The sequence below is a fragment of the Acinetobacter sp. UBA5984 genome (assembly GCF_002429925.1).
GTDB lineage: Bacteria > Pseudomonadota > Gammaproteobacteria > Pseudomonadales > Moraxellaceae > Acinetobacter > Acinetobacter variabilis.
On sequence record NZ_DJBE01000005.1, the window covers coordinates 1 to 20,138 of the forward strand.

Sequence of the window (20,138 nt, forward strand, 5' to 3'; positions counted from 1 at the left end):
CACCGGGTTTTGATCCCGGCATTCGTTGGTTCGAATCCAGCTACCCCTGCCATCTACTTCCATACATACCAACCGCCAAGGGTGCTTCATGCCCAATCTTGTCGTTTTTAGTGGAACCGCGCATCCACAATTCGCTCAAAAAGTCGTAAGTCACTTACATATTCCTCTAGGCGCTGCCTCTGTAGGCCAGTTTTCTGATGGCGAAATCGCTGTTGAGATTACTGAAAATGTTCGTGGTAAAGACGTATTCATCGTACAACCTACTTGTGCACCGACCAATGATAACCTGATGGAAATTCTGGTCATGGCTGACGCGTTACGCCGTGCAAGTGCTGGTCGTATTACTGCCGTGATTCCTTACTTCGGTTATGCCCGTCAAGACCGTCGTCCCCGTTCAAGCCGTGTGCCGATTACTGCAAAAGTTGTTGCAGATATGCTGACCACTGTAGGTATTGACCGTGTGGTGATGATTGATCTTCACGCTGACCAGATCCAAGGTTTCTTCGATATTCCTGTAGACAACATCTACGGTACGCCAGCCCTACTTGCTGACTTACGCCAACAACAGCATCATAACCTGATGGTTGTTTCTCCTGACGTAGGTGGTGTAGTTCGTGCTCGTGCTGTTGCGAAACAGATGGGTGATATCGACCTGGCGATCATCGATAAACGTCGTCAAAAAGCGAATGAATCACAAGTGATGCATTTGATTGGTGATGTGAAAGATCGTGACTGTGTGATCGTTGATGACATGGTGGATACTGCTGGTACGCTTTGTAAGGCTGCTGATGCGTTGAAAACTTTCGGTGCCCGCAAAGTGGTTGCTTACGCGACTCACCCAGTATTGTCTGGTAAAGCACTCGAAAATCTGAAAAATTCTGTGATCGATGAACTGGTTGTAACTGACACCATCCCTCTTTCAGAAGAAGCTTTAGCTCTTGGCAAGATTCGCCAGGTTTCAGTTGCAAGCATGGTTGCTGAAACAATTCGTCGTATCAACAACGAAGAATCTATTAGCGCAATGTTCGATTCTTATCTATAATAGTGCGCTGAATTTCCAAAGCCCTGCCATTTGGCGGGGCTTTCTATCACCGGATCGGTCGCAGGTCCGGTTCATTTAAAACTTAAATAGGATGTCTATCATGGCAAACTTCGTATTAAACGCAGAAGCACGTGAAGTAGCACAACAAGGGAAAGGTTCGAGCCGCCGCCTTCGTCATGCTGCTAAAGTTCCAGCTATCATCTATGGTGGTGAAGCTGCTCCTGTAGCTGTTTCTCTTGAACTTCGTCAGCTTGTTAAATTCTTAGAAAGCAACTCATTCTTCGAAGAAGTAATCGAAATTGATGTAAACGGTAAAGTTGAAAGCGTTAAAATCCAAGCGTTACAACGTCACCCAGCTAAAAACACTCCAATGCACGCTGACTTCAAACGCGCATAAGTGTTAATGGTGTAGATTAGTGTCAAATATTTCACTGATTGTAGGTTTGGGCAACCCAGGTTCTGAGTATGCTCAAACCCGCCATAATGCAGGCTTCTGGTTTGTAGAACGCCTTGCAGATCAATATGGCATTAGCCTTAAAAAAGACCCTAAATTCAATGGATTCAGCGGTCGTGGCAATATCGAAGGTCAAGACGTCCGTCTCCTTCTACCTACAACATTCATGAACCTTTCCGGTAAAAGTGTTGTTCCTTTCGCCAAATTTTACAATATCGCACCCGAATCAATCCTGATTGCCCATGATGAACTGGATATGAATCCAGGCATTATTCGCCTGAAGACTGGCGGTGGTCATGGTGGACATAACGGTTTACGCGATATCGTGCCGCATATCGGTCCGAACTTTCATCGTCTACGCATTGGTATTGGTCACCCAGGTTCTAAAGACCGTGTTTCTGGTCATGTCCTGAGTAAAGCACCAAGCAGTGAACAAGAGTTAATGGACAATGCAATTGCCCATGCACTTGCTCGCGCCAAAATGCTGGTGAACGGTGAAGTACAACAGGCAATGAATCAAATCAATGCTTATAAACCGAACTAAACATTCATAAATTGCTGGACAATTCCGCTTGCCTTGCTGGCCATTTAGGCGCAAAATGCGCAAGCCTACCCACTTATCCAGTGTTGTAGAAATTGATTCAACCATAAGATCAAAGTCTTAGGTCAACTAAGGGGACGCTAGCCATGCTATCTCGTTTATTAAAATGCAAAATTCATCGCGCTTTTGTTACACATGCAGAATTACACTATGAAGGTTCATGTGCAATTGATGGCGTTTTGATGGATCTAGCTGGCATTCGTGAATACGAAGAAATTCATGTTTGGAACGTGACCAATGGTAAGCGTTTTACTACTTATGCCATTCGTGGTGAAGATAATTCAGGGATTATTTCTGTGAATGGTGGTGCTGCGCATCAAGCTGATGTTGGTGATATCGTGATTATCGCAACATTTGGTGATTTCACTGAAGCTGAAGCCAATGCTCATAAACCACGTCTGGTTTATGCAAATCCGGATAACACTGTGAATCACACTGCAAACTGTATTCCGGTACAAGTTGCCTAAGCTGGTTCGACAAGATTCTAAAAAGCTCGCTTCTTGCGGGCTTTTTTTATGGGCTGATTAAAATAAAACTAACTTCCCTGCCACCAGCTTTTTCGGTTCTCACAGTTTAAGGACTTAAGATTTTGATCTACCAGGTCGGCTAACAAAGCTTCTCCATTTTCTTTTAGCTTTAATTCAGCGAATTTGGCATCGCGATAACAAGGCTCAAGTCCTTCGGCAAACATAAAACTGTTGGCAGCCGGATATAAGCCTTCAAAGGTATTCCGCGGATTTTTCAGGATTAATTGTGCTGAGCGTGGCTGATCCAGCGTACTTCGATCAAAACTGGTTTTGACCACTCTTCTTTGCTCATCAAGCTGTACATAGCTTAGTACACGGGACTGGTTTTCAAAATCTTGAATACTGATTTTAGGTTCTGATTGTTCTGATCTATTCTCCGCTGCTAGTGCACTAAAATGCAGATCATAATTCAGCGCCATATAATCGCCTTGCAGAATTGATCGCGGATCTACTGGTGCCAGTTCTACATAAATACTTTGGCTATCTCGAAGATGCCATTCATGTTGCACCACCAATCCACAAAATAAGGCAATACTGAAAATAGCCAGATGCAAAGGAAGAAACTTTTTCATCTTGCCTCTCCTTGATCATGTGGCGGTTTTGATGACTGCTTCAACATATATACCAACAACAAGACCAGCATCCCAGAAGCAAAGATACTGATGCTTTTAAACAGGAAGCTTAAACCCAGATTGTAATACAGCATCCATAACCAGAAGATTAACAGCAAGATAGTTAAGGCCTGAATCAAGGACTGCTTATAAACAATGGCCCATGCCATAAGCAGCATAATGATAAAAATCTCAAAATAGCCCAACAGAATAAGTAAGATGCCAAATACAGGAATTAACCAAAGCCATTTTTCCCTAAATTGCTGCCAGTTTTGCCAAATAAAACTCAGTAGTAATAAGCTCGGAAAAACATAAAACAGCAGAACGTGGTCAAAGCTGATCTGCCCGATGCCCTGCCAGTGCTCTAATCCAGTCACCGATTGAACCACGGCTGAACCTGTCAACATAGCGATGATCCAGAGCAGAATACTTTTCTGATAAATTGAGGACTGCCAATATCTAGCGGTTAGGAATAGCCCGATATAAATGACATAGTTCAAGCTTAGAGCAAGCGTGATTACAATATCATCATGCTTAAAAGAGTTCTCTAATGCCAAAACGACAATTGCTAAAGCATGAGCTATCAAGAGTTGTAAGGTCAGAATGAACCAGTGCATCCGTTTGATCACAGTCAGAGCCAGCATCATTAATTGCAACANNAAATATGGAATTCTTTTGACTTAATAATTTCCAAGCGATACCAATAAAAATGAGACCTAAAACAATTGAAACCGCTTTCCAATAGGTCAGCAATAGGATTGCCAGAATAATCCCAGCAATCCAGGCACCGAGTGCCAAAGGAATGACGGAGAATTTGGTTTGAGGAAATATTTTCTTGAGCGCAAAACTGATCAGCGCAAACCAGCCAAAGATCAGCATTGCCAAGATAAATAAACCAGCTGCTGAATTGGTAAGCCGATCGTCCAACAGTTCAAACAGCCATAGGCTCACACTGGCAGCCAAGCCTGCAATCAATAAAATGGTTTCTAATGCCTGATGCTTACGATAAAAATAAAATGCAGCACCTGCTGGTAGAACAACTGAAGAAGCCAGATAGATCAGCTGAAAATGATGGGTAAACTGCATCATACTGCTGATCGAAATCATGATGATGAATGCAATAAACAGATATCGCAGCAACGGGTAATAACGTATGACAAAGGCAAAACTAATGGCTGTAAGTAGATTCAAAGTCAGTAGATACAACCCTTCTGCCCGTATCATCCAGAAACTTTGTTTAAAGTAAAAATACAATGCCAGCTGAGTGACCACACAAAGCATGGCAAAAATACCGATATTGGATCGATATAGCCACGGCAAGAGTAATACAGCCCAGAGCAGAAATAACTGATAACTATCGGCACCAGTCTGATAGATCTGCCCAATCACAGCCAGACTTAAGCCCAGCATCAGGCCAGACAAGGTATCCAGACTCTGTCTGATCCATTCCCGCTGATTAAAGTAAATACTGGCTATTGCACTACAGACTAAAACCAGCATTGGAATTGCAAGTTGAACCTGATTCGGTAGCATCCACCAGTTCGCAGCCATTAAATACAGCAAACTGACTGCAATCAGCGCAACGCCCAAAATATTGAGATAACGCAAAACCTTTGCATCACAAAACAGCAAGGGAGAAAATGGATTATTATGGATCAGCTCGGTTTTCTTCATTGTCTGAATGATTGATCAATTTCTATTCTTAATAGCAACATAACATGTTTCCAGTTTTTTGCTAAAAGGCTGTAGTAATTCAAATAATCTGTTTTGCTTATCTGAAATTCTGCAAATTCGTGACTGGCCAAACTATACCATCTTTTAAAAACCAGGACTATAATGATCCCACATCGCTTCAGGGCGGGGTGAGATTCCCCACCGGTGGTAATTTCAGGGTAGTAAATCTTTCTATTTCTGAATCAGCCCACGAGCGGTCAATTTCAATTGATCTGCAGATCTGGTGTAAATCCAGAGCCGACGGTATAGTCCGGATGAAAGAAGACGAAAGCAGTACATCCTGTTTTATGCCTGGCATGAAACTGTTTTGCTATAAGCCTATTTTCACTATGTCCTGAAATGTTCAATCGTACTTTTACTTTACGTGAGCGTTTCAATGTCAAGTTTAATTCAACCCGAAATTTTCTTTTCCGCTTTAGCTCCCGCTGAACAGCGCATCCAACAAGCACTCGAAGACATCCGCCAAGGCAGACCTGTTCTGGTGATGGATGACTTTGACCGCGAGAATGAAGCCGACCTCATTGTTGCTGCAGAGACTTTGACTGTAGAAACCATGGCACGCATGATTCGCGATGGTTCCGGTATTGTCTGCCTGTGCCTGACTGATGAACTGGCCAATCATCTAGAACTGCCGCCAATGGTGCAGGATAACTCTAGCCAGTTTAAAACTGCCTTTACTGTAACGATTGAAGCTGCGGAAGGTGTGACGACTGGTGTATCTGCCAAAGACCGTACCACTACGATTAAAGCAGCCATTAAAGACGGTGCTGTCGCCAGTGATCTGAATCGTCCAGGTCATGTCTTCCCTTTACGTGCCCGTGAAGGCGGTGTGCTGACCCGTCGTGGTCATACCGAAGGTACGATTGATCTTGCACGTCTGGCGGGTTTAAGACCTGCCGGTGTTCTGTGTGAACTGACTAACCCAGATGGCACTATGGCTTCTGGCATTCAGGTATTGTCTTATGCACAGACACATCAGCTGACCGTGATCACCATTGATGAACTGGTGCATTACCGCCAGCAGCACAATGTCTAAGGCGTAAAGATAAAAAATCCCGGCTTAAGCCGGGATTTTTATTTTATATAAATATTTTTAGATGAGTACAGATAATATTCCATAGACTGCGACTACCAATAAAATCAAACCGCACAAACCAAGCAAATAAGGATACAGCTTGGATTTAGCAAAGCGTTGAAAGCCTAAATAAACTAATGATAGGGTCAAAAAATCCAGAACAATCCAGCTGATCGTTAGAATTACTAAACTGGAATCTAAGTTTGGAGTAATGCCGATGAACTGCGGGAAAAATGCAGCAAAGAAAATAATATCTTTGGGATTGGAGATCCCCACCAGAAAACCGGTTCGAAATCCTCCCTGTACTGGTTGCAAACCTTGTGAACTGGTTGGACCCTGCCCTTTCCAGACTTCCCGGAAAATCTGGATTCCTAGCCAGGCAATATATAAACAGCCAAGCAGCTTGATGCCATTCAGCCAGTTTTCATTAATGACTAATAAGCCTTTTAAGCTAAAAATAGATAAGGTGATCAATACCAGAGAAGCAAAATTCGTCCCGAAAATGGTCTGTAAAGCATGTTTATAGCCACCTTTCAGTCCAGTACTGGCAACTAGTAGCATAACAGGCCCAGGTGTGGCAATCATGATGACGACGGCCAGACAATAGAGAGCATATTCACTGATATTCACGCCATTTCCTCAGCTATCATGATTTTTTAATAAAAAAGAGGACTTATTCGTCCTCTTCCTGCATCTGAATCAGGTGCTGGCTCATCCCATCCGCCCGTAAAAAGGCCAAGTCATAACTGGCTTTGGCGAGTGCCAGTACCCGACGCTCGAATTCATCCCAAAGCGGACGTACCTGTTTGTAATGAATGCCTAAACCGCTTTCATCAGTAAAATGACGGTTCTTTTCACAGAGTTTCAAGGCATGGTAAAGCTTACGGCCCTTAGTCGCATCTTCACGCAGACGCACCCGTTTAGACAGGACAAATGTTTCCACTTTGGCCAGGTTTGCCATCGGCAGCATCGGGACCAAAATCTGATCTAGCTGTGCATCCAGCCGCTGCCAGACCGCAGTATGTTGATCTGCGTTATAACTGTTCCAGTGAATCACTTCATGATTAAAACGGCGGCAACCACGACAGACCGCATCACCAAATACGGTTGAGCAACGCCCTGCGCAAGGGGTCAAAGATGCAATACGACGATCCGAACTCAAAACTTACTCCAACTGTGCTGCAACTTCCAGCATCTGCATCATTGCATCAAAATCCTGGGTCGGCATGACTATACATGTTCTCCCTATCGATTTGAAGTCCGTTAAAACCCGGCCTTTTACTCGCTTATTCATTCAAATCACGTTAAAATATGCGCCTTTCAAATTATCATGCTACGTTGGAGTATTCCATGAACGCTACTGTAGAACAGCTTGCACCTGTAGAACAGCAAGCGACGACTGGTTGGGTTGTTGCCGCACTTTATCAATTCAAAGAAGTTCAAGACCCTGAGGGTCTGCAACAACGTCTTTTAGACTTGGTAAAAACCATCAACCTTTGCGGTACTCTAATTGTGGCAGGTGAAGGCATTAACGGTACCGTTGCGGGTAACCGTGAAGCCATCGATAAAGTACACCAGTTCCTGCTGGATGAAGGCTTCAACGAAATGGAATATAAAGAGTCGCATAGCTCTGACAAACCATTCCGTAAAATGAAGATCAAGCTGAAAAAAGAGATTGTGACTTTAGGTGTGCCGGTTAAGCCACGTGATCTGGTTGGCCATTATCTTGATCCTAAAGAATGGAATGAGCTGATTGCACGTGATGATGTGATTCTGGTGGATACTCGTAATGATTACGAATATAAAGCCGGTACCTTTAAAGGCGCAATCGATCCGAAAACTGAAACTTTCCGTGAATTCCCTGAATACGTGAAAAAGAATCTGGAACAGCACAAGGACAAGAAAATTGCCATGTTCTGTACCGGTGGTATTCGCTGTGAAAAATCAACTTCTTTATTGCTTCAGGAAGGCTTTAAAGAGGTATATCACCTGAAAGGCGGTATTCTGAAATACCTGGAAGAAACCCCAGCTGAAGAAAGTCTGTGGGAAGGTGAATGTTTCGTATTTGATGGCCGTACTGCGGTTACACATGGTGTGGAAGAAGGTCAAAATACCAAATGTCATGCGTGTGGCTGGCCATTAACACCTGAAGAAGCAGCGCTGCCAAGTTATGAACACGGCGTATCTTGTGTGTACTGCATCGATAAAACCACCGAGAAACAAAAAGAAGGTTTCCGTATGCGTCAATCGCAAATTCTGGCTGCAAAACGTAAACGTCTCTAACTCCAGTTTTGTAACCAAAAATATCTAAGCCCTCTTCGGAGGGCTTTTTATTTACATAAGCATTACATCTGCAATAAAAAACTTACCAATCCCTTACCAAGAACAGCATATTTTTACAGCCAAGCTTGATAGTCTTTATATCACATTACTTTGTTACCATAAGTCTTTCATTATTAATTAATTTTTTAAATGAAAAGGAAAACAAAATGGCCAATTCACTTGCTCGGGATTCAGATAATATTGTTAGATTCCAACCTAAAGAAAATACAAAACTGGAACGTATTACCCAAATGACAGATGAGCTGGAAGCAGAATCACATCTGTTTATTGTGATCTTGGGAACTATCATTGGTGCCATTCTTGCCCTGTTTATCGGCTACCATATTGAGGCTACAGCAGCACATTATTTACTGCTCAGTGCTCTGCCAGTTTGCCTGGCTTACAGCTTACGTAAAGTTTACATTTATACCTTAACCCATAGTTAATCCGCACTTGGCCATTTATATAACTTAACTTTACCCTCTTAAAAATACTGCTTAGGATACAAGCAGTATTCTTTATTTTGCCAATTCTATGAATCTGACTGAATGGATTATTTCTGTCATGGAACAGCTGGGCTACTGGGGCATTGCCCTGCTCATGTTTCTTGACAATGTCTTTCCCCCGATCCCCTCTGAAATTATTATGCCTTCTGCCGGCTATTCCGCTTCTCAGGGAGAATTACTGCTGGTTGGAGTCATTATTGCAGGCAGTATCGGTTCGTTATTGGCAGCGGCATTGCTCTATTGGATTGGCTACAAATTTAACCACGACAGTATTTTCAGATTCATAGACCGATATGGAAAATTCTTGTTTATCAAATCTAAAGACGTGAAAAAATCTCTGGAATGGTTCGAGCAGTATGGACACCGGATTGTATTCTTTGGCCGGATGGTTCCGGCAGTACGTTCCCTCATCAGTATCCCGGCCGGCATGAGCCATATGCCTTTCTGGAAATTCATGTTCTATAGTGGACTAGGTACTGTTATCTGGACCACGTTCCTGGCCTGTGTCGGTTTTTATTTTGGTGAAAATCAGGAATTGATGCACAAAATCTTTAGTCAGGTCAGTTATGTGATTATTGCGATTGTCGTGATCATCGTGGGCTGGGTTTTATACCGTAGACATCAACGTAAAAATCGCCCATCCTGAAGAGACCCCAGCATAAGGAGGCTAAAACGATGTCGCATTATCTTAAATATTTTGCCACCGTTTATCTGACTCTGGTCTTAATAGTCGGCATACTCATCTATGTATTCAATCTGGGCGCCATTCTGATGATTCCTGCCCTGATTGCCTCCGCCTTTCTCAGCGCCCGATACTTTGTGAAAAAAGAACTCCGACTACCCACCCAGGAAGAGAAAAGCAGACTGGTCTGGGGTTCCACGATTATTGCCATGACCTTTGGATTTATCTTTTTGTTTATAGTGATCTGGCTGCATCCACAGACGGAGGAAATCTATAGAAGAATGGCTTATACAGGACGCGGGCCAAACTCGTTCCTGGTGGCTACAAGTATTGCCTTACATGCCTTGCTGTTCCATATCGCCTATAATGGCTATGCGCGTTATAGCTTGAGCAAGCGTACGGGTGCCGATCATAAACCTTAGACTAGGTAATTAACTAGTCCAAACGTTGTACAAAACACCTGAGCTAAAAAAAGCACCTGACGGTGCTTTTTCATGGCGGGGCATGACTTATTCTGGTGTGTGGTACATCAGATATAATTCATTCAAGTTTTCTGGAATCTCTTCTGCAAGCTCATCCATTAACTGACCATTGCGACGGAAAGATTCCATTTGCGGATCTTCTTCATCGATGCCACTGAATACCATAATTGGCAGCGTTAAATCGACCAACTGTTCTTCAAATTCTTCTGTAAACCAGGCTTCTTCGTTCAGGAACATGGCATCTACAAAGCCCACACTCCAGTCACCTAGACTTGATTCGGTATCTGCTTCTTCAATTTCAAATGGGAAAGTGATCCCTTCTTCATTGGCCAAGCTTTGACGGATTGACTCTAACCATGCTTTAACCTGATTGATGATTTCTGCAGGCACTTTTTTCTGGTTGCCTTCAAAAAGCTCATCCATCCATTTGTCAAATTGCGGGCCTACTGCGATAGCACATAAGAAACCATGAGTTGCCGCAAAATCCAGACCATACTCATTTTGGTCGCCATCCAGATATTCACTCAACAGGTCTAAATCTAAAGCACTCATTTAACATCCAAACTTAGAAAACCGAAAGGATTAGCATAGCATTTATTCAGGCTATGCTAAATCTGAATTCGTTAATCTTCGTCGTCAAAGTCGTCATCATCGTCGAAGTCATAATCAAAATCTTTGAGTTCGCGTTCCAGGCGGCGTTGCGAGAGCAGATCATCAATTAAACGACGTTTTTCCAACGACTCTTTCGCACTTAGCTTACTCGATGCCTCATCGAAATTAACATCATCATCACCGTAGCTATCATCTAGTTCAAAATCTGTCGAAGACACTAAAACTACCTCGTAGTGAAAAATGTAAATGGGTCTAGGCGCTATTTATCTTGCCTTTAAAAACTTGTCAAGTTTTATTTATATATTTTGTATGTTTATACTAGTTAGCTCTTGTTTTTCTACAGCATAATTGTGTATTTATTAGCTGGTTAGATAGTGAACGCTTTTTATCCCATGGATGAGGGACGTTTCTAAAATTAGATTGGGAAATACACTTGAAAAGATAAACTTAGACCCAATATCGATATTCAATTGTTATTCAAACATATTTATAAAATCATGCTTGACTGATCAATTCCAAAAACTATTTCAGGTGAATTGTGCTATCATGCACGGTTTTTCACTGCCACAGATTCAACGAAGAGTAAGCAAAGATGAGCGATATGACTTCCCCTACTTCTCAAGTAGCGGCTCTGATTAGCCGAGGCAAAGAACAAGGTTACTTAACCTTCGCTGAGGTTAACGATCATCTCCCGGACTCCATCACAGAAAGCGAACAGATTGAAGACATCATTCAAATGCTGAATGATGTGGGTATTCCTGTCCATGATCGTGCGCCTGAATCTGATGATGCAATGTTCGAGGATACTGCAGAAGCTGCCGATGAAGTTGCAGAAGAAGAAGCTGCGGCTGTACTTGCATCTGTAGAAAACGAACCAGGTCGTACGACTGACCCTGTACGTATGTACATGCGTGAAATGGGTACCGTTGAACTTTTAACGCGTGAAGGCGAAATTAGCATTGCAAAACGCATTGAAGAAGGTATCCGAGACGTTCTTCACTCTATTGCTTACTGGCCGAATGCTGTAGAAGTTGTACTACAAGAATACAAAGATTATGAAGCTGGCGAACGCCGCCTTGCTGACATTCTGTCAGGTTATTTAGACCCTGAATCAGATGAAGAAATTCCAGAAGTACTGGAAGAAGTCGCTGAAATCGAAGAAGACGAAGAAGCAACGACCAAGTCAACCAAAGATGTAAAACTGGATGATGACGAGGAAGATGAAGAGTCTGATAGCGATGACGATTCTGAAGGTGACTCAGGCCCAGATCCAGAAATTGCCAAAGTTCGTTTTGCCGAACTTTCAGATGCCTGGAAAAATACCAAAGCGGTACTGGAAAAACACGGCCGTAACAGCAAAGAAGCAGAAGAAGCACTTCAAGCGCTTGCAACTGTGTTCATGATGTTCAAGTTCACCCCGCGTTTGTTCGATATCATTTCTGAAATGATTCGTGGTACACATGACCAGATCCGTGGTGCAGAACGTGAAGTGATGCGTTATGCCGTCCGTCGTGGCCGTATGGACCGTACCCAGTTCCGTACTACTTTCCCGGGTCAGGAATCGAATCCAGCCTGGTTAGATGAGCAAATTGCGAAAGCGACTGCTGATCAGAAAGCTTATCTGGAAAAAGTACGTCCTGACGTATTGGCCTTCCAGCAAAAAATCGCAGATATCGAAAAAGACCTTGATCTTAAAGTTCGTGACATCAAAGACATTGCCAAACGTATGGCAGTCGGTGAAGCGAAAGCACGTCGTGCCAAGAAAGAAATGGTTGAAGCAAACTTGCGTCTGGTAATTTCGATTGCGAAGAAATATACCAACCGTGGCTTGCAGTTCCTGGATCTGATTCAGGAAGGTAACATCGGTCTGATGAAAGCGGTAGACAAGTTTGAATACCGTCGTGGTTATAAGTTCTCGACTTATGCCACTTGGTGGATTCGTCAGGCGATTACCCGTTCAATCGCGGATCAGGCACGTACCATTCGTATTCCAGTGCACATGATTGAAACGATTAACAAGATCAACCGTGTATCTCGTCAATTGCTTCAGGAAATGGGCCGTGAACCGACACCGGAAGAACTGGGCGAACGTCTGGAAATGGACGAAGTGAAGGTTCGTAAAGTACTGAAAATCGCTAAAGAACCGATTTCGATGGAAACACCAATCGGCGATGATGAAGATTCGCATTTGGGTGACTTCATTGAAGACAGCAACATCACCTCACCAGTGGATGCTGCTACTTCAGAAGGCCTGAAAGAAGCGACTCGCGAAGTACTGGAAAACCTGACTGAACGTGAAGCGAAAGTCCTGAAAATGCGTTTCGGTATCGACATGCCAACGGATCATACTTTGGAAGAAGTCGGTAAACAGTTCGATGTAACCCGCGAACGTATCCGTCAGATCGAAGCGAAAGCTCTACGTAAGTTACGTCACCCTTCCCGTTCTGAACATCTGCGTTCATTCCTGGAAAATGACTAAGATTTAATACAATTTTGGAGACTTGAAATTTCATCTCTCGCCTCCATTTTGTATTGCAATACACCCAAACGCCTGCGCTACGCAGGCGTTTCGAATAGGGGAACTACATGTTAGACCGTACACCATCTCGTGAACTCCGCGAAGATCTTTGGGTTTTTCCAATGGATTACCCAATCAAACTCATTGGCCTTGCAGGTGAAGAACTGCTGAATGCAGTTGTTGAGATTTTTACCAAACATTTCCCTGACTTTGATGGCGATAGCGTAAGCATCACTCCATCTCGTACTGGTAAATATCATTCGATCACTGCTCAGCTACGTTTCCTTGAACTGGAACAGGTTCATGCCGTATATGCTGATCTTGCAGCTTGCCCACTGATCAAGACTGCACTTTAAGATTATTCTGCTCCAACCTTGGCAAATTAAAAGACACGCTTTCGGGCGTGTTTTTTATATGTGTGACCAGCTCACCAACAATTACTACGAATCCCTCCCCTATCCATTGCTGAAATCATTATAATTATTTTCAGTATGATTTAATTTTCTAAGGACGCACACTGTGACAGCTGCGGTTCAAAAACCCTCCCTGATTATCCGTCAATATAATAACCTGACTCCCTACGAAGACCGTTTTCTGGAAATGAAAAGCTTCACGGAAAACCGTGATGAAAATACGCCTGATGAGTTATGGATTTTGCAGCACCATGATGTACTGACCCAAGGTCAGGCAGGCAAACCGGAACATATCCTGATTCCAACTGATATTCCTGTCATTCAAACCGACCGTGGTGGTCAAGTCACTTGGCATGGTCCTGGTCAGCTCGTCGCATACTTTATGTTTGACCTGAATCGTCTGGGTTGGAATGTCCGTAGATTGGTGTCGTATGCTGAAAACCTGATGATCCAGCTCCTAAAAAATCATGGCATTGAAGCCTATGCCAAACCCGATGCTCCGGGCGTCTATGTGAATGAGCGTAAAATTGGTTCTCTCGGCTTCAAGATTCGTAAAGGCCGTAGCTATCATGGCCTGTCTTTAAATATTGATTGCGACCTGACTGGTTTCCATACCATTAACCCTTGCGGCTATGCAGGTCTGGAAATGGTGCGAATTAATGACCTCGTCAGCAATCCGCCAAAGTTTAATGACTTATGTGTTGAAATTATTGAAACTTTAAGCAGCAGCGGTTACTTTAATCAGGTGAACGTCGAGCAAAGATAAAGCCTTTGCATTTTAACAATAAATAAATTAGAGTAATTACTCTAAACAAATAATATCAAGATAGGGATCATCACGTGATTGCGACAAAATCCGTAAAACCCGCTTTGCAGCTTGCCTATGTCAAACTGATGATGGATATCATTGGCCGTGGCCTGGTCATGGCAAGTCAGGTAGACCCAGAAATCAAACAGGAAGTTGCCCAGTTTCCCGCCAATTTCAGGCTTTCAATGAATGTTTTTCCGCATGGCCCGGCCTTCGTTGCCCGGGTCACGGAACAACATCAGCTGGAACTGGTCAAAGACAGCAGCATCAAGCCAGACCTGACCATTACCTTTAAGCATCTGCATCATGCCTTTCTGGTGTTTTCCTTTCAGGAAAGCACGTCTCAGGCCTTTGCCAATGACCGCATGATTGCCAATGGTGATATTTCCTATGCGATCCGTCTGGTACGTTGCCTGAATAAAATGGAAGCGCTGATCTTGCCGAAAATGGTGGCGCAACTGGCAGTAAAAGAATACCCGAATAATCTGAGACTCAAAGATAAAATCATGGAAGCGAGCAGCATCTACTTAAAAGTCGCTCAATCTTATTTGAAACGGAGTGTATAACATGGCAAAACCTTATTATGAATTTTTCTGTCCAGTCAAAGTGATTGCTGGTCATGCCGCGTTAGAACACATTCCTTTTGAACTGGCCACTTTAGGTGCTAAACGTCCACTGATCATTACTGATAAAGGGGTACGTGCCAATAACCTGCTGGCGCCGATTGAAGCTGCTTTTGAATCGACCGATGCCAAAATTGCAGCGATTTTTGATGATGTACCGCCAGATTCTAGTTTAGGTACAGTGCGTAGCGCAGCACAGCTTTATCGTGATCATGATTGCGATGCCATTATTGCTGTTGGCGGCGGTTCAGTGATTGATACTTCAAAAGCGACCAATATTCTAGTCTCTGAAGGTGGTGACGACTTACTCAAATATTCTGGTGCGCATAATCTGCCTAAACCGCTGAAGCCATTTTTCGTAATTCCTACGACTTCAGGAACTGGTTCTGAAGTGACGATGGTTGCTGTGGTATCGGATACTGAAAAGAATTTGAAAATGCCATTCGCATCCTATTACCTAATGCCGCATGCTGCGATTCTGGATCCACGTATGACCCAGACCCTGCCACCGCATCTGACTGCCATGACAGCCATGGATGCGATGACNNATGGTGGGCCTGGTGCACTCGCTTGGACATGCTCTAGGTGCAGTCGCGCATTTGCCGCATGGCCTATGTATGAACCTGTTCCTGCCTTATGTGCTGGAATATAACAAGGAAGTCAATGGTGACAAGATTGCCGAGCTGCTACTACCATTAGCGGGTGCGGATATCTATGCACAGACGCCAGCACACCTACGTGCAGACAAGACCATTGCTACAATTTTAACCATGCGTGATCGAATCTATAGCTTGACCAAATTACCGCGCACATTAAGTGAAACAGGTAAGATTTCTGAAGCACAGCTGGATGAAGTTACTGAAAAAGCATTAAATGATGGTTCCATCATTTACAACCCGAAAGAAGCCAGTTTGGAAGATCTGAAATCTATCTTAAAAAAGGCTTGGTAATTACTGAAAAATAAGCCAATATAGCGAAAAATTTAAGCCTGATGTTTTTTTAGACATCGGGCTTTTATCTTGCAGGAAATCGCTGTTTTTTGCTTCGAATGGCACATTTCGTGCAGGCCTAAATTCAAAAAATAGCTAGTAAAAGCCGTAATTTTAAAGTAGATTGGCGCGCTTTTATAGAAAATTGTAGGGGGGATCGTTCGTCTCAAACGATCCTTATTAAATATGACTGATCCTTGATCAACGATTAAGAGGATAACGCCGTTGACAAATTTCTCTGGGACTCAATCGGCAGCTAAACTGCAAAAAACGCTAGGGCTCTGGCACATCATTATTATTGGTTTAGCTTACATTCAACCAATGACCTTATTTGATACTTTTGGTTTGGTATCTGAAGAAAGTCATTTGCATGTTCCTACTTCTTACATCATTGCCCTGATTGCAATTTTGTTTACATCGATCAGCTATGGTCACATGATTCGCCGTTACCCTTCTTCGGGTTCGGCTTATACCTATGCCCAAAAATCGATTCATCCGAATATTGGCTTTATGGTGGGCTGGTCTTCTTGGCTGGATTATCTGTTATCCCCAATGGTGAACATCATCCTGGCAGTGATCTATCTTGAAGCACTGTTTCCTGATGTGAACCATTGGGTCTGGGTAATCGTACTGACTGCCTTTATGACCGGGGTAAACCTGCGTGGTGCACGCTTCGTGGCGAACTTTAACAGTTTGATCGTACTGGTACAGTTATTGGTGATCGGTATCTTTACCTGGATGGTATTTACCAAACTGCAGGCCGGTTTCAATGCTGATGGTCCGATTACAGCTGAACAGCGTTACCAGCTTTGGAGTCTTGAACCGTTCTGGAATGAACTGACTTCAGTTGGCGCCTTGATTACTGGTGCGACCTTACTGTGCTTCTCATTCACTGGTTTTGACTCTTTAAGTTCTCTGGCAGAAGAAACCAAAGATACTGAAAACACCTTGCCTAAAGCGATTTTCTTGACTGCTTTAATCGCTGGTGTGATTTTCATTATCAGTACTTACTTCATGCAGTTGTACTTCCCTTCTACACCGGGTTCTTACTTCAAGAATATTGCTGAAACTCAGCCAGAAATCCTACTTCTTGTCGGTGGCTCACTGTTCCAGTCTTATGTGCTGACTTTTGCGATCATTACCGTAATGGCGTCTGGTATTTCTGCTCACGCAGGTGTATCACGTCTAATGTATGTCATGGGTCGTGATGGCGTGATCAACAAGAAAATCTTTGGTCATATCAGTCCGAAAAGCTATACGCCAAACTACAACATTCTGATTGTAGGTGCAGTGGCCTTAACTGCTGGCTTCATGGATCTGGATATCGTGATTTCAATGATTAGTTTCGGTGCCTTGACTGCGTTTACATTCGTAAACCTGTCAGTGATTTCACGTTATGCACTGCGTGATGGTCGTACTAAAACCGCAAAAGACATTTTTAGCTTTGTGGTCATCCCGATGCTTGGTTTTATCAGTATCTTTGCGATGTGGCTGGAAATTGAAGAAACTGCACTGAAATACGGTTTATGGTGGGCGATGTTCGGTATTTTGTACCTGGGTTATAAAACCAAGGGCTTTAAGCACCCTGCTCCACAACATAACGAGTTTGAATAATCGATATTGTTCATACTTAAAAAGGCGCTTTATGCGCCTTTTTTTATTTTCTTGGATAATGGACTGGGCTTATTGTAGGCGACAGTCAAAACCCATCTGGGTATTGACCCGGTTATTTTGAAAGCCCAATTTTTCAATAAACAGATCATGATTGGATAATAGTTTCTGATCTTCCGGACTGAGTCGAGCCTTGTTCTTTACCGCCATTTGATACATTTCATTCACCACGCCCTGAAAAATATCACAAACTTCCTGACGTTTGGCTGGTTTCATCTGACGTCCACGCCAAGTCCACTCGAAATCATCACGGCTAAGGATTTTGCCCCATTGCTCAATGCGGCTATTTAAGCGCCGTTGCATCGCTGCCAGCCCTTGGCGGATTTATTCCTGAGTAATGGGCTGAGCTGTATCTTGTGATGATACTGATTGCTGTGGCGCTTCTTGAGCCTGTGTCATCATGCTGGCCAGCAATAACGTACTACAGCTTGCTAAAAACCATCCTTTTTTCTACATTCTCAACAGCTTATCTACAAGATTACCTGAAAGACCAAACATGTACCTGTATCTGTTACATAAAATAAAAAAGCTGCCTTTAGGCAGCTGTTTAAATCGGTACGATGAACTTAAAGCGGTTTAAAACCCTGTTGACGCCAAGCTTCATAGACAATCACAGCTGTTGCATTGGACAGATTCAAGCTGCGTGAATTCTCGGCCATTGGCAGACGAATCCAGTGCTCTTTTGGGAACATCATACGTACATGCTCTGGCAAGCCACGAGTTTCTGATCCCATCAACAAGGCTACAGAACGATTTAGATCTGAGGTATGCGGGGTTTCAAAACCTTTGGTGGTCAGCGGATAAACCGCATCCACACCTACGCCCTTAGTAGCCAGATCGGCCAGACACTCTTCAATATTTTCCCAAATCTGCATATTGGCATATTCATGATAATCGAGACCGGCACGTCTTAGTTTTTTATCATCCAGTTCAAAGCCAAGGGGCTTGACCAAATGTAACTGTGCTCCCGTATTTGCGCATAGGCGAATAATATTACCTGTATTGGCAGGAATTTCAGGTTCATATAAAACAACATGGATCACAGCTTTTCTCTACTTTTGGGAGTTTAGTGGCCATTTAGGACCACTTCAATTTTTCACGTAAACGCACCACTTCACCAATAATGGTCAAGGTTGGTGCCTGAATATGGTGCTCATTCACTTTCGATGCAATATCTTGGAGCGTTCCCACCACCACTTTTTGCTCTGGTGTGGTGCCTTTTGAGACCAAGGCCACTGGCATATCTGGACGCTGACCATGCTCAATCAATTGTGCACAGATTTTTTCCAGTCCCACCAGTCCCATATAAAGTACCAGTGTCTGGTTTTCATAAACCAGTTCATTCCAAGGCAGTTCAGGAGAACCTTCTTTTAAATGACCTGTCAGGAAACGCACGCTTTGTGCATAATCACGATGAGTGAGCGGAATACCAGCATAAGCTGAACAGCCTGAAGCTGCGGTAATGCCAGGCACGACCTGAAAGGCCACGCCAGCAGCAAACAGCTCTTCAATCTCTTCACCGCCACGACCAAAGATAAACGGATCACCGCCTTTTAGACGACAGACTCGCTTGCCTTCGCTGGCATATTTCACCAGTAAGGCATTAATCCCTTCTTGTGGCACCGCATGATTGGACCTCGCCTTACCGACATAGATCTTTTCTGCATCACGGCGACAGAGATCCATAATCGGTGCAGAGACCAAACGGTCATAGATCACCACATCGGCCTGCTGCATCAAGCGTAAGGCTTTTAGCGTCAATAACTCCGGATCACCCGGTCCGGCACCGACCAGATAAACCTCACCTTTTGGCTTTTGCCATTCATTTAAGGCTTGTTCAATCAAACGGTCGGCTTCAGCCAGATTTTCATTAAATACCTGTTCTTTCAAAGGACTGGCATATAAATCTTCCCAGAAGATACGGCGTTCATCGGGATTAGTGATCTTGGCTTTAACTGCACTACGCCACTTACCAGAGAACTCAGCCAGTTTACCCATACCATGCGGAATGGTAGCTTCAAGCTGAGTGCGGATCTGACGAGACAATACTGGTGAAGTACCGTTACTCGCGACTGAAATAACCAGTGGTGAGCGGTCGATAATTGCTGGCACCATGAAACGGCAATGTGGTGGATCATCAACACTGTTGACCAGCACATTTTCAGCTTCACAGTCTTCAAACACCTGACGGTTGACTCCAGCATCATTGGTCGCTGCAATCACCAGACGGTAGGAACGTAGAGGAATTTCAGAATTGAAAGGTGCCTGAACATATTGACCGGCGGTCGCTTGAACAATCTCAAGCAGACTCGCTTCGATCTCAGGTGCAACCACCGAAATGACTGCCCCTGCTTTCTGTAGCAATACCGCTTTACGGTATGCAATATGTCCACCACCGACAATCAGACAAGGTTGCTGTTGCAACTTTAACGAGATTGGAAAGATATCCACAAAATACCTCAAAAAGT

At 43.6% G+C, this 20,138-nt stretch carries 21 protein-coding genes, 3 pseudogenes and 1 riboswitch; of the genes and pseudogenes, 15 read left to right on the plus strand and 9 right to left on the minus strand.

Annotated features, from left to right (window positions below):
• The first annotated feature begins 88 nt into the window (after positions 1 to 88).
• The 4 genes from B3J29_RS00920 (at position 89) to panD (ending at position 2,564) form a co-directional block, all read left to right on the plus strand.
• Positions 89 to 1,042 (plus strand): ribose-phosphate pyrophosphokinase, encoded by a 954-nt coding sequence (locus tag B3J29_RS00920; RefSeq protein ID WP_004784839.1) that lies wholly within the window; start codon positions 89 to 91, stop codon positions 1,040 to 1,042.
• Positions 1,043 to 1,142: 100 nt separating this feature from the next.
• Complete coding sequence (gene rplY / locus B3J29_RS00925; protein WP_004784841.1) at positions 1,143 to 1,439, plus strand: 50S ribosomal protein L25; 297 nt, start codon at positions 1,143 to 1,145, stop codon at positions 1,437 to 1,439.
• 19 nt (positions 1,440 to 1,458) lie between these two features.
• Entirely contained in the window at positions 1,459 to 2,040 is a 582-nt protein-coding gene (gene pth / locus B3J29_RS00930; RefSeq protein ID WP_034701663.1) for an aminoacyl-tRNA hydrolase, read from the plus strand.
• Positions 2,041 to 2,183: 143 nt separating this feature from the next.
• Entirely contained in the window at positions 2,184 to 2,564 is a 381-nt protein-coding gene (panD, locus tag B3J29_RS00935; RefSeq protein WP_004784844.1) for an aspartate 1-decarboxylase, read from the plus strand.
• 68 nt (positions 2,565 to 2,632) lie between these two features.
• Here the strand turns inward: panD and B3J29_RS00940 are convergent, their stop codons facing one another.
• Together B3J29_RS00940 and B3J29_RS00945 are read right to left on the minus strand one after the other, a co-directional pair.
• The gene (locus B3J29_RS00940; protein WP_034170162.1) at positions 2,633 to 3,196 is read right to left on the minus strand and encodes a GDYXXLXY domain-containing protein; all 564 of its coding nucleotides are present in this window, start codon (positions 3,194 to 3,196) and stop codon (positions 2,633 to 2,635) included.
• Positions 3,193 to 4,909: pseudogene (locus tag B3J29_RS00945) on the minus strand (DUF2157 domain-containing protein). The gene B3J29_RS00940 and the pseudogene B3J29_RS00945 overlap by 4 nt, the downstream one beginning before the upstream one ends.
• 171 nt (positions 4,910 to 5,080) lie before the next feature.
• A riboswitch (FMN riboswitch) is annotated at positions 5,081 to 5,239 on the plus strand.
• Positions 5,240 to 5,345: 106 nt separating this feature from the next.
• Between B3J29_RS00945 and ribB the strand changes: the two are divergent.
• Positions 5,346 to 6,005, plus strand: coding sequence for a 3,4-dihydroxy-2-butanone-4-phosphate synthase (gene ribB / locus B3J29_RS00950; protein WP_004784851.1), 660 nt, complete (start codon positions 5,346 to 5,348; stop codon positions 6,003 to 6,005).
• A gap of 57 nt (positions 6,006 to 6,062) precedes the next feature.
• Here ribB and B3J29_RS00955 read toward each other — a convergent pair whose 3' ends face one another.
• Together B3J29_RS00955 and B3J29_RS00960 are read right to left on the minus strand one after the other, a co-directional pair.
• The gene (locus tag B3J29_RS00955; RefSeq protein WP_004784853.1) at positions 6,063 to 6,674 is read right to left on the minus strand and encodes a LysE family translocator; all 612 of its coding nucleotides are present in this window, start codon (positions 6,672 to 6,674) and stop codon (positions 6,063 to 6,065) included.
• 43 nt (positions 6,675 to 6,717) lie between these two features.
• Positions 6,718 to 7,206 (minus strand): DUF1289 domain-containing protein, encoded by a 489-nt coding sequence (locus B3J29_RS00960; protein ID WP_004784856.1) that lies wholly within the window; start codon positions 7,204 to 7,206, stop codon positions 6,718 to 6,720.
• A 188-nt stretch (positions 7,207 to 7,394) separates the two neighbouring features.
• Between B3J29_RS00960 and B3J29_RS00965 the strand changes: the two genes are divergently transcribed.
• The 4 genes from B3J29_RS00965 to B3J29_RS00980 all read left to right on the plus strand — a co-directional run bounded on the left by B3J29_RS00965 (position 7,395) and on the right by B3J29_RS00980 (position 9,976).
• Positions 7,395 to 8,327, plus strand: a complete 933-nt coding sequence (locus tag B3J29_RS00965) for a rhodanese-related sulfurtransferase (RefSeq protein WP_004784858.1) — start codon at positions 7,395 to 7,397, stop codon at positions 8,325 to 8,327.
• Between the two features lie 206 nt (positions 8,328 to 8,533).
• Positions 8,534 to 8,812, plus strand: a complete 279-nt coding sequence (locus tag B3J29_RS00970) for a hypothetical protein (RefSeq protein WP_004784859.1) — start codon at positions 8,534 to 8,536, stop codon at positions 8,810 to 8,812.
• 88 nt (positions 8,813 to 8,900) lie between these two features.
• Positions 8,901 to 9,518, plus strand: coding sequence for a DedA family protein (locus B3J29_RS00975; RefSeq protein WP_004784864.1), 618 nt, complete (start codon positions 8,901 to 8,903; stop codon positions 9,516 to 9,518).
• Between the two features lie 29 nt (positions 9,519 to 9,547).
• Entirely contained in the window at positions 9,548 to 9,976 is a 429-nt protein-coding gene (locus tag B3J29_RS00980; protein WP_004784865.1) for an ABZJ_00895 family protein, read from the plus strand.
• 87 nt (positions 9,977 to 10,063) lie between these two features.
• On the opposite strand, the gene B3J29_RS00985 is transcribed toward B3J29_RS00980, so the two are convergent.
• Together B3J29_RS00985 and B3J29_RS00990 are read right to left on the minus strand one after the other, a co-directional pair.
• Positions 10,064 to 10,588 (minus strand): YecA family protein, encoded by a 525-nt coding sequence (locus tag B3J29_RS00985; RefSeq protein WP_004784868.1) that lies wholly within the window; start codon positions 10,586 to 10,588, stop codon positions 10,064 to 10,066.
• A gap of 71 nt (positions 10,589 to 10,659) precedes the next feature.
• Positions 10,660 to 10,866 carry a PA3496 family putative envelope integrity protein gene (locus B3J29_RS00990; RefSeq protein WP_004784869.1) on the minus strand — a complete coding sequence of 69 codons (207 nt, stop codon included), beginning with the start codon at positions 10,864 to 10,866 and terminating at the stop codon, positions 10,660 to 10,662.
• A 374-nt stretch (positions 10,867 to 11,240) separates the two neighbouring features.
• Between B3J29_RS00990 and rpoD the strand changes: the two genes are divergently transcribed.
• From rpoD to B3J29_RS01020, 6 genes and pseudogenes are all read left to right on the plus strand, one after another.
• Positions 11,241 to 13,127, plus strand: coding sequence for an RNA polymerase sigma factor RpoD (rpoD, locus tag B3J29_RS00995; protein WP_004784872.1), 1,887 nt, complete (start codon positions 11,241 to 11,243; stop codon positions 13,125 to 13,127).
• Between the two features lie 107 nt (positions 13,128 to 13,234).
• Positions 13,235 to 13,522 carry a YbeD family protein gene (locus B3J29_RS01000; protein WP_004784874.1) on the plus strand — a complete coding sequence of 96 codons (288 nt, stop codon included), beginning with the start codon at positions 13,235 to 13,237 and terminating at the stop codon, positions 13,520 to 13,522.
• A 163-nt stretch (positions 13,523 to 13,685) separates the two neighbouring features.
• Positions 13,686 to 14,345: a lipoyl(octanoyl) transferase LipB gene (lipB, locus tag B3J29_RS01005; protein WP_004784876.1), complete on the plus strand. Its 660-nt coding sequence runs from the start codon at positions 13,686 to 13,688 to the stop codon at positions 14,343 to 14,345.
• A gap of 74 nt (positions 14,346 to 14,419) precedes the next feature.
• Positions 14,420 to 14,953 (plus strand): hypothetical protein, encoded by a 534-nt coding sequence (locus tag B3J29_RS01010; protein ID WP_004784877.1) that lies wholly within the window; start codon positions 14,420 to 14,422, stop codon positions 14,951 to 14,953.
• Between the two features lies 1 nt (position 14,954).
• Positions 14,955 to 15,960: pseudogene (locus B3J29_RS01015) on the plus strand (iron-containing alcohol dehydrogenase).
• Positions 15,961 to 16,224: 264 nt separating this feature from the next.
• The gene (locus B3J29_RS01020) at positions 16,225 to 17,613 is read left to right on the plus strand and encodes an APC family permease (protein WP_004784881.1); all 1,389 of its coding nucleotides are present in this window, start codon (positions 16,225 to 16,227) and stop codon (positions 17,611 to 17,613) included.
• 69 nt (positions 17,614 to 17,682) lie between these two features.
• Here B3J29_RS01020 and B3J29_RS01025 read toward each other — a convergent pair.
• The 3 genes and pseudogenes from B3J29_RS01025 to cysG all read right to left on the minus strand — a co-directional run bounded on the left by B3J29_RS01025 (position 17,683) and on the right by cysG (position 20,121).
• Positions 17,683 to 18,072: pseudogene (locus B3J29_RS01025) on the minus strand (hypothetical protein).
• Positions 18,073 to 18,236: 164 nt separating this feature from the next.
• Entirely contained in the window at positions 18,237 to 18,713 is a 477-nt protein-coding gene (locus B3J29_RS01030) for a tRNA (cytidine(34)-2'-O)-methyltransferase (protein WP_004784885.1), read from the minus strand.
• 34 nt (positions 18,714 to 18,747) lie between these two features.
• Complete coding sequence (gene cysG, locus B3J29_RS01035) at positions 18,748 to 20,121, minus strand: siroheme synthase CysG (protein ID WP_004784888.1); 1,374 nt, start codon at positions 20,119 to 20,121, stop codon at positions 18,748 to 18,750.
• Positions 20,122 to 20,138: the final 17 nt, after the last annotated feature.

What these genes read in the sequence shown, in the direction of transcription:
- B3J29_RS00920 (WP_004784839.1), top strand. Translation starts at nt 89, where the DNA reads ATGCCCAATCTTGTCGTTTTTAGTGGAACCGCGCATCCACAATTCGCT.
- rplY (WP_004784841.1), top strand. Translation starts at nt 1,143, where the DNA reads ATGGCAAACTTCGTATTAAACGCAGAAGCACGTGAAGTAGCACAACAA.
- panD (WP_004784844.1), top strand. Translation starts at nt 2,184, where the DNA reads ATGCTATCTCGTTTATTAAAATGCAAAATTCATCGCGCTTTTGTTACA.
- B3J29_RS00940 (WP_034170162.1), bottom strand. Translation starts at nt 3,196, where the DNA reads ATGAAAAAGTTTCTTCCTTTGCATCTGGCTATTTTCAGTATTGCCTTA.
- ribB (WP_004784851.1), top strand. Translation starts at nt 5,346, where the DNA reads ATGTCAAGTTTAATTCAACCCGAAATTTTCTTTTCCGCTTTAGCTCCC.
- B3J29_RS00965 (WP_004784858.1), top strand. Translation starts at nt 7,395, where the DNA reads ATGAACGCTACTGTAGAACAGCTTGCACCTGTAGAACAGCAAGCGACG.
- B3J29_RS00970 (WP_004784859.1), top strand. Translation starts at nt 8,534, where the DNA reads ATGGCCAATTCACTTGCTCGGGATTCAGATAATATTGTTAGATTCCAA.
- B3J29_RS00975 (WP_004784864.1), top strand. Translation starts at nt 8,901, where the DNA reads ATGAATCTGACTGAATGGATTATTTCTGTCATGGAACAGCTGGGCTAC.
- B3J29_RS00980 (WP_004784865.1), top strand. Translation starts at nt 9,548, where the DNA reads ATGTCGCATTATCTTAAATATTTTGCCACCGTTTATCTGACTCTGGTC.
- B3J29_RS00985 (WP_004784868.1), bottom strand. Translation starts at nt 10,588, where the DNA reads ATGAGTGCTTTAGATTTAGACCTGTTGAGTGAATATCTGGATGGCGAC.
- rpoD (WP_004784872.1), top strand. Translation starts at nt 11,241, where the DNA reads ATGAGCGATATGACTTCCCCTACTTCTCAAGTAGCGGCTCTGATTAGC.
- B3J29_RS01000 (WP_004784874.1), top strand. Translation starts at nt 13,235, where the DNA reads ATGTTAGACCGTACACCATCTCGTGAACTCCGCGAAGATCTTTGGGTT.